General features: G+C 71.1%; 11 protein-coding genes. 6 read left to right on the top strand and 5 right to left on the bottom strand.

Translation table 11 applies throughout. The annotated features are described in order from the left end of the window. Positions 1-98: 98 nt before the first annotated feature. Positions 99-1,982 carry an ABC transporter ATP-binding protein gene (locus ACFY3D_RS30910; protein ID WP_389985789.1) on the bottom strand — a complete coding sequence of 628 codons (1,884 nt, stop codon included), beginning with the start codon at positions 1,980-1,982 and terminating at the stop codon, positions 99-101. 323 nt (positions 1,983-2,305) lie between these two features. Between ACFY3D_RS30910 and ACFY3D_RS30905 the strand changes: the two genes are divergently transcribed. Next, positions 2,306-2,611, top strand: coding sequence for a DUF3817 domain-containing protein (locus ACFY3D_RS30905; protein ID WP_362904633.1), 306 nt, complete (start codon positions 2,306-2,308; stop codon positions 2,609-2,611). Between the two features lie 30 nt (positions 2,612-2,641). Here ACFY3D_RS30905 and ACFY3D_RS30900 read toward each other — a convergent pair whose 3' ends face one another. The 4 genes from ACFY3D_RS30900 to ACFY3D_RS30885 form a co-directional block, all read right to left on the bottom strand. Further along, positions 2,642-3,661 (bottom strand): DUF4037 domain-containing protein, encoded by a 1,020-nt coding sequence (locus ACFY3D_RS30900; RefSeq protein ID WP_389985786.1) that lies wholly within the window; start codon positions 3,659-3,661, stop codon positions 2,642-2,644. Between the two features lie 128 nt (positions 3,662-3,789). After that, a complete protein-coding gene (locus tag ACFY3D_RS30895) occupies positions 3,790-4,536 on the bottom strand; it encodes a GNAT family N-acetyltransferase (RefSeq protein WP_389985783.1) in 747 nt (248 codons plus the stop codon). Between the two features lie 5 nt (positions 4,537-4,541). Further along, positions 4,542-5,972 (bottom strand): adenylosuccinate lyase, encoded by a 1,431-nt coding sequence (gene purB / locus ACFY3D_RS30890; RefSeq protein ID WP_389985780.1) that lies wholly within the window; start codon positions 5,970-5,972, stop codon positions 4,542-4,544. A gap of 126 nt (positions 5,973-6,098) precedes the next feature. Continuing rightward, complete coding sequence (locus tag ACFY3D_RS30885; RefSeq protein ID WP_389985777.1) at positions 6,099-9,335, bottom strand: efflux RND transporter permease subunit; 3,237 nt, start codon at positions 9,333-9,335, stop codon at positions 6,099-6,101. Positions 9,336-9,453: 118 nt separating this feature from the next. Between ACFY3D_RS30885 and ACFY3D_RS30880 the strand changes: the two genes are divergently transcribed. The 5 genes from ACFY3D_RS30880 to ACFY3D_RS30860 form a co-directional block, all read left to right on the top strand. Continuing rightward, on the top strand, positions 9,454-9,906 hold the full coding sequence (locus tag ACFY3D_RS30880) for a MarR family transcriptional regulator (RefSeq protein ID WP_350949734.1): 453 nt from the start codon (positions 9,454-9,456) through the stop codon (positions 9,904-9,906). Between the two features lie 64 nt (positions 9,907-9,970). Continuing rightward, on the top strand, positions 9,971-10,744 hold the full coding sequence (locus ACFY3D_RS30875; RefSeq protein WP_389985774.1) for an SDR family NAD(P)-dependent oxidoreductase: 774 nt from the start codon (positions 9,971-9,973) through the stop codon (positions 10,742-10,744). 78 nt (positions 10,745-10,822) lie between these two features. After that, positions 10,823-11,989: an MFS transporter gene (locus ACFY3D_RS30870; RefSeq protein WP_389985771.1), complete on the top strand. Its 1,167-nt coding sequence runs from the start codon at positions 10,823-10,825 to the stop codon at positions 11,987-11,989. Positions 11,990-12,305: 316 nt separating this feature from the next. Continuing rightward, entirely contained in the window at positions 12,306-13,976 is a 1,671-nt protein-coding gene (locus ACFY3D_RS30865; protein ID WP_389985768.1) for an ABC-F family ATP-binding cassette domain-containing protein, read from the top strand. 99 nt (positions 13,977-14,075) lie between these two features. Next, the coding region (locus tag ACFY3D_RS30860) for a nitronate monooxygenase (protein ID WP_389985765.1) at positions 14,076-14,703 on the top strand (628 nt) is incomplete at its 3' end.

The following is a 14,703-nucleotide window of genomic DNA, read 5'->3' as shown; positions in this document are numbered from 1 at the left end:
GCAGAGGGCGCCCGGCGCGCCCGCTGCCCGCGCCGGGCGCGCCGCCCCGCCCCGTCCACCTGCCCGGCGCTGCGAAGGACGAGAGGTTCAGCCGTGCTTCAGCGGGTGGCCGCCGTGGTGGCCTGCCGGTCGAACTGGGTGCGATACAGCTGCGCGTAGCGGCCGCCGGCGGCCAGCAGACCGGCGTGCGTGCCCCGCTCGACGATCCGCCCATCCTCGACCACCAAGATCAGGTCGGCGGTGCGGATCGTCGACAGCCGGTGGGCGATGACCAGCGCGGTCCGTCCGGCCAGCGCCTCGGTGAGCGCCTCGGCGACCGCGGCCTCACTGGTGGAGTCCAGGTGGGCGGTGGCCTCGTCCAGCACCACCACCCGGGGGCGGGCCAGCAGCAGCCGGGCGATGGTCAGCCGCTGGCGCTCCCCGCCCGAGAGCCGGTAGCCGCGCTCACCGACCACGGTGTCCAGCCCGTCGGGCAGCGCCGAGACCAGATCGGCCAGCCGGGCGCGCCCCAGCACCTGCCACAGCTCCTCGGTCGTGGCCTCGGGGCGGGCCAGCAGCAGGTTGGCACGGATGGAGTCGTGAAACAGGTGCCCGTCCTGGGTCACCACGCCCAGCGTCTGACGGATCGAGGCCGCCGACAACTCGCGGACATCCACCCCCGACAGTCGCACCGCGCCGCTGTCGACGTCGTACAGGCGCGCCAGCAGCTGCGCGATCGTCGACTTTCCCGCCCCCGAGGAGCCCACCAGCGCCACCATCTGCCCGGCCTCGGCGCGAAAAGACACCTCCCCCAGCACCGCCGCACCGCCGCGCCCGTCCAAGACGGCGACCTCCTCCAGGGAGGCCAGCGACACCTTCTCGGCCGAAGGGTAGGCGAAGCCGACGCGGTCGAACTCCACCGTCACCGGCCCCTCCGGAACCGCCCGGGCGTCGGCCCTGTCGGTGATCAGTGGCCGCAGGTCCAAGATCTCGAAGACCCGCTCGAAGCTGACCAGGGCGCTCATCACCTCCACCCGCGCCCCGGCCAGCGCCGTCAGCGGCGCGTACAGGCGGGTCAGCAGCAACGCCAGCGCCACCAGCGCACCCGGCTCCAGCTCACCGCGCAACGCGTAAAAGCCTCCCACCGCGTACACCAGGGCGAGCGCCAGCGCCGAGACCAGGGTGAGGGCGGTGACGAACACCGACTGCACCATCGCGGTGCGCACCCCGATGTCACGCACCCGCCGCGCCCGCGCCAGAAACTCGGCCGACTCCTGGGCGGGGCGGCCGAACAGCTTGACGAGGGTGGCGCCGGGAGCGGAGAAACGCTCGGTCATCTGGGTGCTCATCGCCGCGTTGTGGTCGGCGGCCTCGCGTTCCATCCGGGCCAGCCGGCTGCCCACCCGCCGGGCCGGCACGACGAACACCGGCAGCAGCACCAGTGCCAGCGCGGTCAGCTGCCAGGAGATGCCGACCATCACCACCAGGGTCAAGGTGAGCGTCACCAGATTGCCCGCCACACCCGACAAGGTGTCGCTGAAGGCGCGCTGGGCGCCGATGACGTCGTTGTTCAACCGGCTGACCAGCGCGCCGGTACGGGTGCGGGTGAAGAAGGCCACGGGCATACGCTGCACGTGGTCGAAGACGGCGCCGCGCAACCGCAGGATCAGCCCTTCACCGATACTCGCCGACATCCACCGCATCAGCAGGCCCAGCGCCGCCTCGGCCAGCGCGATCACCGCGATCACCGTGGCCAGCCCGACCACGACGCCCACCGCGGCGCCGCCGACGATCGCGTCGACGACCCGGCCGGCCAGCACCGGCGTGGCCACCGCCAGCACCGCCGACACCACACTCAGCAGCAGGAACCACGCCAGCAGGAAACGGTGCGGGCGGGCGAAGGCCGCGATCCGCCGCAGCGTGACCACCGACAACGGCCGCCGGTCCTGCTGGGCGTGCATCGTGGCGTACAGCGAATGCCAGGCCGCCATTTCCATGCTCATGGTGGGTCACCGTGCTTTCCGTGCTCGTCGGGTGAAGGACCGGCGCCCCCCGCCGCTGCCCGGCGGCGGGGGCGAAAAGCCCGGTGGGCGCCACCTCCACGACCCTAGAAGCTGAAGTTAACTTCAGGTCAAGGGTGCGGTGCCCCGGGCCACGGCGCCACGCCCCTCCCCCGGCCCGGGCGCCGCACCTCCCCCTCTCGCGCATCCGTGCCCGTGCCCCGGCGGGGCGGGCGCCACCTCGCCCCCATAGGCTGAAGGCCGTATTCCCCCGTCCGGACGCCCCGCCGTCTCGACGTCTTCCCCTTCTGAAAGGTGTACGCGCCGTGCCGACCGCACTCCGTCTGTTCCGTTACGTGGCGATCGCCGAAGCGTGCTCGTGGGCCGGCCTGCTCATCGGCATGTACTTCAAATACGTCGCCGCCACCGGAGACCTCGGCGTGAAGATCTTCGGCCCGGTGCACGGCGCCTTGTTCGTCCTGTACCTGGCCGCGGTGCTGTACGCGGCCCGCCAGGACGGCTGGAGCCGGGGTACGGTCGTCGTCGGTCTGGTGTGCTCGGTGCCGCCGCTGGCCACCTTGTGGTTCGAGCGGCGCGTGCTCGCCCGCCGCCGCGAACCGCTCACAGCCTGACCTGCGCCTTCGACCTGTGCCTTCGAGGCCTCACAGGTCCAGGACGGCGCGGGTGGCCGCCCGGCAGCGCCGCGGATCGGTCAGCAGTTCGGCGCAGTCGCCGAACTGGTCGATCGAGCCCACCGCGGGCAGCGCCCGCACGCCGGCGTCGGTGATGGCCGCGCTCAGAGCGTCGGCGAACCGGTCGGCGCCGATCACCTGGAAGGGCCGCCGGTGATACGGGCGCAGGCTCCCCTCCGGTGCCGCGGCCACCCCCATCCGGTTGTGCCAGGCCGCCACCCGCCGATACACCACCCCCAGATGCTCTTCTCGTTCACGCCAGGCGGTGGCCGCCAGCGCCGCCGACAACGCCTCCCCCAGCTCCGCCGTCCCCGGCAGACGGGCGAACGCACTGCCCAGCCACTTGGCGTACGGCGGGTAGCGCCGCCGCGTCAGCACGACCAGCCGCATCAGGTCACGCGCCAGGTCCGCGCTGACCACCGCCGATCCCAGGTCGTCGCCGACCTCCCCGCACCGCCCGGGGAAGGCCTCCTGCCGGGCCAGGCGCCTCCACTGCCCGGCCAGCACGTAGCGTTCCAGATCGGGCGGATACCAGCGCAGCGCGGCGCGCGAGCGCCCCATCACCCCCAGGCCGTCGTGGAAGACCTCCCCGCTGGTGACCTCCGCCAGCCGCTGCCAGGGAGTCGACAGCCAGTCCAGCACGCTCACCCCGCCCAGCGGGTCGAATCCCAGCCGATCGGTGAACCAGGTCCGCGGATCACTCACCTGCACCCCGTGACACTCACCGCCCACGGCGGTGCGATAGCCGCCGAAGTCCGCGGGCAGGCCCTCGCCGACGGCGCGCCGCACCTCCTCGGCGCGGTGCGCGGCCACGAACACCACCACCCTGGGCCCCCAGTCATGGTCGGTGGAGCGTTCGGTGTCGAACGCCAAGACCTCCGACCCGGCGCCGATCAGCGCGGCACTGTGCGGCACGTCGGCCACGAGCGGTCCCACGACCTGGGCGTAGAAAGCACGCGAAAGCTCCAGGCCAGGTATGAAACTGGACATCATTTCGTCCACTCTGCCTGCCGTGGCCGCGCCCCGCACCAGGTTTTCCTCCCAGGGCGCCCGCCCCCGAGACCACACCGAAGCCGCGCGAGACCTGCTCGCGCGGCTTCTCGCCCGGGACGGAAAACTCAGGCGCCGTCAAGAGCGGCGGCCGCCAGCGGCCGCCCGCGCAACCCCAGCCGCTCGTACAGGGCGATGGCGGCATGGTTGCCGGTGTCGACCATCAACGCGACCCGCTCGTGGGCGGCCGCCAGCTCCCCCAGCACGAACCGGCACACCCTGCCGCCGTGGCCGCGGCCGCGCACGGCCGGCGCGGTGGCGACCCCGGCGACGAACCCCACCTGCGCACACGACCAGGCGTCGGCGGCCACCGCCACCAGATGACCGTCCTGGCCGCGCACCCCCGCCCAGCGCCGTACCCCCGCCACGCCCGGCGCGGCCCAGGAGCCGGGAGCCGCCCGCGCCAGCAGGGCGGCGACCTGCCCCTCCTCGGCCGCCCCCAGCCACTCCGCTCCGGCTTCCGGCCGGGGCCAGGTGAGCGCGGACGCGGCCGCCTCCATCCACTCGAACACCCCCAGCGGGCGCAGCCGCGCCGATCGGGCGACCACCTGCTCCACCAGCTTTCGCTCCCCCATCACCCGGTAGGAGGGGCCGACCTCCTCCGGGAGTCCCTCCAGCAGGGCGCCCACCGCATCGGCCTGCCCGTACACCGTGAGGCGATCACGGCGGTTGAGGTCGGGGCAGGCCACCGCCACCGCCTCCCCCAGCGCCCACGCCCGCACCCCCGGCCCCATCGCCTGCGCCCCCCACAACACCAGCGCATCCCCCGAGCAGGCCCGCGCCAGTTGCGCGACGTCACGCAGCCGCACCGGCACGCCGCTCAGAGGATCGCTCCCGGCCGGTAGGCGGCCGCCTGCGGGTAGCGCTCCACGACCTGCCCCACCCGCTGCACGACCGCCTCCACCTGCGCCGAGGCCGCTCCGGTGAAGGAGATCGGCTCGCCCAGCAACGCCTCCAGGTGCGCCCGCTCCAGCGGGAAACGCTCATCTGCTCCCAGCCGGGCGACCAGCTCGTTACCGCCGGAGCCCTCGCGCATCGCCAGCGCCGACGCCACCGCGTGTTCCTTGATCAGCTCATGGGCGCTCTCGCGGCCCATCCCGGCCCGCACCGCGGCCATCAGCATCTTCGTCGTCGCCAGGAACGGCAGGTAGCGGTCCAGCTCGGCGGCGATCACCGCGGGGAAGGCGCCGAACTCCTCCAGCACCGTCAGCATGGTCTCCACCAGCCCGTCGAACGCGAAGAACGCGTCCGGCAGCGCCACCCGGCGCACCACCGAACACGACACATCCCCCTCGTTCCACTGGTCGCCGGCCAGCTCCCCGGCCATCGACGCATACCCCCGCACCACGACCGCCAGCCCGTTGACCCGCTCACACGAGCGGGTGTTCATCTTGTGCGGCATCGCCGAGGAGCCGACCTGCCCCTCGGCGAACCCCTCGGTGACCAGCTCGTGCCCGGCCATCAGCCGGATCGTCTTGGCCAGCGAGGAGGGGGCCGCCGCCAGCTGCACCAGCGTGCTGAGCACCTCGTAGTCCAGCGACCGCGGATACACCTGCCCCACACTGGTCAGCCGGTGGGCGAACCCCAGGTGGGCGGCCACCTCCTCCTCCAGCGCCGCCAGCTTGGCCGCATCCCCGCCCAGCAGGTCCAGCATGTCCTGGGCGGTGCCGACCGGCCCCTTGACGCCGCGCAGCGGATAACGGCCGATCAGCTCCTCCAGCCGCGCGAACGCCACCAGCAACTCGTCGGCCGCCGAGGCGAACCGCTTGCCCAGCGTCGTCGACTGCGCGGCCACGTTGTGCGAACGCCCGGCCATCACCAGCTGCGAGTGCCGCGTCGCCAGGCCCGCCAGCGCGGCCAGCATCGCCACGCACCGGTCCCGTACCAGCACCAGACTGTCGCGTATCTGCAACTGCTCGACGTTCTCGGTCAGATCCCGCGACGTCATGCCCTTGTGCACCTGCTCGTGGCCGGCCAGCGCGTTGAACTCCTCGATGCGGGCCTTGACGTCGTGACGGGTGACGCGCTCACGGGCGGCGATCGACTCCAGGTCGACCTGCTCAACCACCTTCTCGTAATCCCGTAACACCGCGGGGGAAACCTCCACCCCCAGCCGCGCCTGCGCGGCCAGCACGGCCAGCCACAGGCGCCGCTCGGCCACCACCTTGTACTCGGAAGACCACAGGCCGGCCAGCTGCGCGGAGGCATAACGGGCGGCAAGAACATTGGGGATACGCGGCTTGGCAGTCACGTTGGGTCAGTATATTCCGCCGCCCGCACCCACCCGGCCCCGGGCGCCGCCCTCCCCGCGGACCCGGGAAAAGGTGTGGGCCGCTCACCTCGTGCGAGGTGAGCGGCCCACACCTTTGCCTACGGGCTATCGGGCCGTCGGCGCCAGCTCGTCCTTGTCGTAGACCTTCAGCCGCGAGTGCTCACCCCTGGGCTTACGCCGCAGCCGCTCCTTGAGCCGCTCCACCGTCACATACAGGGTCGGCACCAAAACCAGCGTCAGCAGCGTCGACGACAGCAGCCCGCCGATCACCACGATCGCCAGCGGCTGGGAGATGAACCCGCCGGAACCGGTCAGCCCCAGCGCCATCGGGATCAACGCGCAGATCGTCGCCACCGCGGTCATCAGGATCGGCCGCAGCCTGCGCCGGCCACCCTCGATCACCGCCTCCACGATGCCCATCCCCTGCTCACGGTACTGGTTGATCAGGTCGATCAGCACGATCGCGTTGGTCACCACGACGCCGATCAGCATCAGCATGCCGATCAGGGCGGGAACCCCCATCGGCGTACCCGTCACCAGCAGCAGGCCCACCGCGCCGGTCGCCGCGAACGGCACCGACACCAGCAGGATCAGCGGCTGCACGAAGCTCCGGAACGCCGCCACCATGATCATGAAGACGATCGCGATCGCCGCCAGCATCGCCAGCCCCAGCTGCCCGAACGCCTCGTCCTGATCAGCGCTGACCCCGCCCATGGTGAAGCTCGCCCCCGCCGGCAACGCCAGGGCATCCAGCTTCGACGTCACCTCCGTCGTCACACTGCCCAGGTCACTGGCCGTCGCCGTACCCGACACCGTCGCGCTGCGCTCACCGTCGATCCGCGTCACCTGCGTGGGACCGTCCACCACGGCCACCTCCGCCACCTGCGACAACCTCACCACCCCCGTGGCCGTCGGCAACCTCAGCGCCTCCACCGCCTTGACGTCCTCAGGAGCGTCCGCGGTCCGCAACACCACCGCACCCGCGCGGCCGTCCAGCGTCAGCTCACCCAGCGGCGCCCCCCGGAACTGCTGCGCCACCAACTGGCCGATCTGCGTCTCGCTCAACCCCCTGGCCGCCGCCTTCTCCCGGTCGACCCGCACCTCGACCCGCTCGGCACCGTCCTCCAGGTTGGAGGTCACATCCCGCAACCCGCCCAGATCCGCCATCGCCGCGCGAACCGTCTCGGTCGCGCTACGCAGCGTCTCCACATCCGGCGCCTGTACGATCACCTGCAGCTGGTCGGTCGACCCGCCACCGGGACCGCCCTGGCCGCCGCCCACCGTGACCGTGCCGATCTCCGAGGCCTTCAGCAGCGCCAACCGCTCGCGCAACTCCTCCTCCAACGCCGCGCTGTCGGTCTCCTCGGCGACCGTCACCGAGTACGACGCCCGATCACCACCGCCACCACCGCCGCCCAGGAAACCGCCGCCACCGCCCACGTTCACCTGGTAGTCGCGCACCCCCTGCAACGACGACAAAACCTCCTCGACCTTCTTGGCCGCCGCGTCCGTCGCCGCCAGGTCGGTGCCCGCCGGCATCCGCTGGCTGATCGAGACCGTGTCCTGCCCTGAGGAGTCGATGAAGTTGGTCTCCAACCGGCCCGCCAGCCCCATCGTCGCGGCGAACACCACCACCCCCACAAGCACCGTCACCAGCCGCCGCCGCGTCGCGAACCGCAACACCGGCAGATACGCCCGCTGCAGCGGACTGCGCAACTCCTTGGCCTCGGCCTTCTCACGCACCACCCGCGCCTGCTCCGGCGACAACACCGGCGCCTTCAAGAACCAGTACGCCAGCACCGGCACCACCGTCAACGACACCAGCAACGACGCCAGCAACGCCACCGTCACCGTGATCGCGAACGGCGCGAACAGCTGCCCCACCATGCCGCCCACCACCGCGATCGGCAAGAACACCGCCACCGTCGTCAGCGTCGAGGCCGTCACCGCGCCACTGACCTCGCGCACCCCGGCCAGCACCGCCTTGCGCTTGGCCTCCCCGTAGCTCAGATGACGCTTGATGTTCTCCAAGACCACGATGGAGTCATCCACCACCCGGCCCACCGCGATCGTCAACGCCCCCAGCGTCAGCAGGTTCAGCGAATAGTCGCCCACCCACAACGCGATCAACGCGATGATCACCGACAGCGGGATCGACGCCGCCGTCACCAGCGTCGAGCGCACCGACAACAAGAAGACCAAGATGACCAGAACTGCGAACGCCAGTCCCAGCAACCCCTCGGTCGTCAGGTCCTCGATCGAACGCTCCACATACGGCGCCTGATCGAAGATCACCGTGATCTCCGAGGAGTCCCCGATCGCCCGCACCATCTCCGGGAGCTTCTCGCGCACCGCGTGCGAGATCGCCACCGCGTTGCCGTCCGGCGCCATCGTCACCGACAGGCCCAGGCTCGGCTGCCCGTTGGTCCGCGTCAGCGACGTCGCCTCGGCCGGCGTCCGCTCCACCGCCGCCACCTCACCCAGCCGCACCGGCTTGGGAGCCGCCTGCGCACGTGCCTGCCCCTGCGGAGCCTGAGCAGCCGCCCCGCCCCCCGGCGCCTGCCGGGTCTGCGGCGGCGCCTGCTGCGCCTGCGGCGCAGCCGCAGGCATCAGATACAGATTCTTCAACTCCTCCAGCGTCTCGACCCGCGCCCCCACCTGAACCGTGAGCGACACCTTGTCCTCGGTCACGCTGCCCGCCGGAACCGGCTGCCCGTTGGCCCGCAGCACATCTCCCACCGCGGCCGGCGACAACCCCAGCGCCGCCAGCTTCCCGACATCCGGAGTGATCGTCACGACCTCGTCACGGGCGCCCGTCACCGTCGCCTCGCGCACCCCCTCCACAGCCCGCAACTCCGGCACCACCAGCCGCTCAAGCCGCTCGGCCATGGCCCGCTGATCACCGCCGTCCCCCACCGCCAGCTGCATCACCGGGATGTCGTCGGTCCCGCCCGACAGGACCTGCGGATCGACGGCCTCCGGCAGCTGCGTCCTGATCCGCGAGATCGCCTGCTGCATCTGCGCGACCGCCGCGTCGATGTCGGTGCCGTACTCGAACGCCACCTGGACCTGCGCCATCCCCTCCCGGGAGGTCGAGGTCACCTCCGAGACCCCCTCCAGCCCCTGGAAACTGTTCTCGATCGGCTTGGTCACCTGCTCCTCGACGATCTCAGGAGAGGCGCCCGGATACGGGGCCGCCACGAACGCCCCCGGGAACGACAGCGAGGGCAGCAGCTGTTGTTTCAGTGAGGGGATCGCGAAAAGACCGAACGCGCTCAACACCAGCGTGATCAGTATCACGAGGCTGCGGTTGGCGAGGCTCAACCTGGCCAGGGACGTCATGGAGGCAGGCTCCTCAGGGAGGGACATCACAACAAGATTCGTCCCAGACTAACACTTCGCCTCAGGCGAATATTTAACGAAGCTTACCAATCCTGATAACCTTCTCAGGAAGCGAGAGGTGAGCGTGAACAACGACGACCGCGAACAGCTGATCGACCACATCGGCGCCGTCCAGCGCGCCCTGGGCCGGCTCCTCGCCCAGCAAGGCCCCCCGACGCCGCTGTTCGACTCCAACCTCACCATGCGCCAGCTCAAAGTCATCCTCATCCTCTCGGGCCAGGACCTCGCCTCGGGCCAGGACCTCGCCACCCACCTCGGCGTCGGCCTCGGCACCGTCACCGGCATCGTCGACCGCCTCGTCGCCCGCGGCCTCGTCACCCGCCGCGAAGACCCCCACGACCGCCGCATCCGCCGCGTCGAACTCACCCCCGCCGGACGCGCCCTCACCGAACAGATCACCGACGCCGGCCTCAACGAGTTCCGCCGCCTCCTGCAACACCTCGACACCCCCACCCTGCGCGACCTCGCCACGATCATGAACAAGATCCAACACGCCGCGCTCACCCGCTGAGACCACCACTCACCAGCCGAAAACCCCTCCCGCCCCAAAAGGTAGGATGATAGGTTCTGTCGCTGTGACAGAACCCACAAACACCCTCTTCTCCCTCACCGGCCGCACCGCCCTCATCACCGGCGGCAGCTCCGGCATCGGACACACCATCGCCCACGCCCTCGGCCACGCCGGCGCCAACATCGTCATCGCCGCCCGCCGCACCACCCACCTCACCCAAACCCTCACCGAACTCCACCACCACAACATCAACGCCGCCGCCATCACCGCCGACCTCGCCAACCCCGACGACATCACCCACCTCTGCCACCAAGCCCCCACCCTCTTCGGCGACATCGACATCCTCGTCAACAACGCCGCCAACAACATCCGCCCCCCCATGACAGAACTCACCACCGACGACTACCACCAGACAATGGCCGTCAACATCACCGCCCCCTACCTCCTCGGCCAACACTTCGGCCCCCTCATGGCCCAACGCGGCTGGGGCCGCATCATCAACATCGGCTCCCAGCAATCCATCAGAGCCTTCGGCAACAGCGGCGCCTACGGCATCTCCAAAGCCGCCATCACCGGCCTCACCCGCTCCCAAGCAGAAGCCTGGTCCCCCCACGGCGTCTGCGCCAACACCATCATCCCCGGCTTCGTCCTCACCCCCCTCACCCAAACCGTCCAAGACACCCCCGGCCGCCCCGAAGCACTCGCCGCCCGCACCCTCATCGGCCGCAACGGCCACCCCGCCGACTACGCCGGCATCGCCGTCCTCCTCGCAAGCAACGCCAGCGCCTACATCACCGGCCAAACCATCTGCGTCGACGGCGGCTTCTCCGTCCACTGACCACCCAGCACCCCACCACCACCAAACCCCCCATAATTGAATACGCCCCGGATCCACCACACCGGCCGGGAAACACCCATGACCACCACCCAGCACCCCACCAACGCCCGCAAAGCCCTCTCCTACTTCTTCATCCTCCTCGGCATCACCTCCGGAGCCTGGGCCGCCCGCATCCCCGCCGTCAAACACACCCTCGACCTCAGCGACGGCCAACTCAGCTACGGCCTCCTCGCCACCGCCCTCGGACTCGTCACCGGCATGCGCTTCGCCGGCCACCTCACCGACCACCTCGGCAGCGCCCGCCTCATCACCCCCGCCGCCATCGCCACCGCACTGTCCGTCATCCCCCCCGGCTACGCCACCACCCTGCCCACCCTCATCGCCGCCCTATTCCTCTTCGGCCTCACCAACGCCTTCCTCGACGTCTCCATGAACGCCCACGGCGTCGAAGTCGAACGCGCCTACCACCGCCCCCTGCTGTCCTCCTTCCACGGCATGTTCAGCATCGGCGGCCTCATCGGCGCCGGCATCGGCGCCACCTTCGCCCACCTCCACCTCAGCGCCGCCACCACCCTCACCGCCGTCGGCATCCCCCTCGCCCTCATCTCCCTGTACGCCCGCCGCCACCTCCTGCCCACCCCACCACCTCCCCCAACCACCACCCACCACCGCCACCACCGCACCCGCGCCCCATGGACCGGCTGGATCATCCTCATGGGAACCGTCGCCTTCGCAGGCCTCGTCGGAGAAGGCGCCGCCAACGACTGGACGGCCGTCTACCTCTTCCAGAACCTCGGCGCCCCCCAAGCACTCGCCGCCGCCGGATTCGCCGTCTTCTCCACCACCATGACCATCGGCCGCTTCGCCGGAGACCACCTCGCCCAACGCTTCGGACCGGTACGCCTGGTGCGCTACTCCGGCCTCACCGCCGCCCTCGGCCTCGGCACAGCACTACTCGCCGGCCAGATCCCCATCGCCTTCATCGGATTCGCCCTGTTCGGCTTCGGCCTGTCCACCATCGTTCCCCAGATCTTCTCCGCCGCGGGCAACCACGACCCCGCCCGCGCCGGCCAGGCCATCGCCCAGGTCGCCACCGTCGGCTACGCCGGCCTCCTCGCGGGCCCCGCCATCATCGGCGGCGCCGCCGAACTCATCGGCCTGCCCGCGGCCCTGGGCATCCCCGCCCTGCTCGCCGCCTTCATGGCCGCCTCCGCCGCGGCACTGCGCCCCCGTACGACATCATGACCGGCCAACGGCGCGGCTTTGCTTTTGGTGGGCAGGTCTTCAGTCCGCTGTAAATGATCTTGAACCTCACCGAACGCCTTTACAATGTAGATTAATAGATGTTCGATGCCCAACCACGGGCAGGCGAAATCCGGATGAGCCCAGGGCCCCCGGATTGTTAGAGTGACCGTCATGGCACGAGGTATCTGGTCGCAGAAGATCCGCTCCGCCCGCTGACGGCGGCGCCTTCTTCCTGCTGAATCCGCGCTCGCCGTCCCGGTTCCCGCCGGGCGGCCTCTTACCGCTGCCCGGCTCCACTGCGAGCTGCGGAGCACCGTTGAACCTCACCCCGACCCCCGAAACCATCTCCCTGCCCATCGAGGCAGGCGACAGCGCACACGTCCGCGCCACGAACGTCACCGTCACCCGTGGATCCCGGCGTGTCCTGAACAACGTCTCGGTCACCGTCTCCGCCCGATCGAGAATCGCCGTCGTCGGCGAGAACGGCCGCGGCAAGACGACACTGCTGCACGTCCTCGCCGGACTGATCACGCCGGACGAAGGCACCGTGCACCGGGCCGGCACGATCGGCCTGGCCCGTCAGGAACTGTTCGCACGAGACGGTGAGACCGTCGCCACCTTGACCTCCCAGGCACTGGCCGCCTCCCTCGCGGCTCTCGGCGCGCTGCGAGAGGCGACCCTCGCCATGACCGAGGGCGATCCCAGCGCCGGCGACCGCTACGCCGCCGCGCTCGACGCCGCCACCCGGCTCGACGCATGGGACGCCGAACGCCGCCTCGACGTCGCCCTCGAATCCCTCGGCGCCTGCACCGACCGCGACCGTCCCCTGGCGACGCTGTCGGTCGGGCAGCGCTACCGGGTGCGGCTGGCGTGCCTGCTCGGCGCACGACACGACGTTCTACTGCTCGACGAGCCGACCAACCACCTTGACGCCGGCGGACTGGACTTCCTGACCGGCAGACTGCGCGAGCACGACGGCGCCCTCGCCGTCGTCAGCCACGACCGGGCACTACTGCGCGACGTCGCGGACCGCTTCCTCGACCTCGACCCGGCCCGCGACGGCAAACCACATCTGTACGCCGGCGGTTACGACGCCTGGCAGGACGCCCGGCGTCGCGAACGTGAGCGCTGGGAGCAGGACCACGAGCAGCAGCAGGCCGAGCACCGGCGACTGCAGGAGGCGGTCTCGAAGGCCCGCGACCGGCTCTCCACCGGCTGGCGACCGGACAAGGGAACCGGCAAGCACCAGCGCCAGTCCCGCGCGCCGGGCGTGGTGCAGGCCCTGAACCGGCAGCAGGACGCCCTGCGGGCGCACCGCATCGACGTGCCGCAGCCGCCGTCGGCCCTGCGGTGGCCGGACCTGGGCGTCCGGCAGGGCGCGCCGCAGTTGCGCGCGTACGGCGTCGCCGTCGACGAGCGGCTGGCCGGCCCGGTCGACCTCACTCTCGACGGGGGCGACCGGCTGCTCGTCACCGGGCCGAACGGCGCCGGGAAGTCCACATTGCTCGCGGTGCTGGCCGGCTCGCTCCCACCCACCGACGGGCATCTCTGGACGGCGAAGGGCGCGCGAATCGCCTGGGTCACCCAGGAGACCGCCGAGCAGGTCCCCGGACTCACCGCCCTTGAGGCGCACGCCCGCCAGGTGGGGCGGCTGGTGGCCTGCGGGGCGCTGCGCGACGCCGACGCCGTCCCGCTCGGGGCGCTCGGGCTTTTCGACTCCGCCGCGATGCGCGTCCCGGTCGAGCGGATGTCGCAGGGACAACAGCGGCGCCTCGGCCTGGCGCTGGCGCTGGCCGGGCGGCCCGGTCTGATCCTGCTCGACGAACCGACCAATCACCTGTCGTCGACGCTGGTCGAGGAGTTGACCGGCGCGATCCGCGACACGAGTGCCGCCGTCGTCGTGGCCACACACGACCGGCAACTGCTGCGCGACCTCGCCGACTGGCCGCGCCTGGAGATAGGCGGGTCGGCACCGCGATCCGGATGATGTGACGCTCGGTCGCATAGGCTCGCAGAACCCGATGACTCCTCGACGTGCTCGGCCGGTGAGTCCTGGCCGTTCGGCCCGTTCACCGTCGTGACGCCGGTGACGAGAGCACCGGGTGCCGGAGGAGACGAGAAGAAGGCGGTGTCGATGTCCGACCCGGTGCGATGGCCGTCCAGGCTGCCGGTCATGCAGGCTCCCATGGCCGGTGGGGCCTCCACCCCCGAACTGGCCGCGGCCGTGTCCGAAGCCGGGGGCCTGGGGTTTCTCGCGGCCGGCTACAAGACGGCCGCGCAGATGCGCCAGGAGATCGAGCGGACACGTGAGCTCACCTCCCACCCGTTCGGGGTGAACGTGTTCATGCCCACGGCCGACGACGTCGACCAGGCCGAGATCGACGACTACGCGCGAGCCATCGGGAAGGAGGCACGGCGGCTGAGCACCACCTTGGGAGTCCCGGTCGGGGGCGACGACGACTTCCCCGCCAAGGTCGCCGACCTGCTGGCGGATCCGCCGGCGATGGTGGGGTTCACCTTCGGATGCCCACGAGACGAGCTGGTCCAGGCGTTCCGCGACAGGGGTACCACCGTGGTGGTCACGGTGACGTCGGGGGGGGGGCGGGGGGGGGGCCCCCCCCCCCCCCCACAAAAGGGGGGGGGGGGGCCGGGGGGGGGGGCCCCCCCGGGGTGGAACAAACCACCCCCCCCCGGCCGTCCCCCCGGGCGCCCCG

It is taken from the genome of Streptosporangium sp. NPDC000509 (assembly GCF_042898365.1).
In the GTDB taxonomy this organism is placed as follows: Bacteria; Actinomycetota; Actinomycetes; order Streptosporangiales; family Streptosporangiaceae; genus Streptosporangium.
The sequence above is the reverse complement of the archived record's forward strand: the minus strand, read 5'-3'. Positions and strand labels throughout refer to the sequence as shown.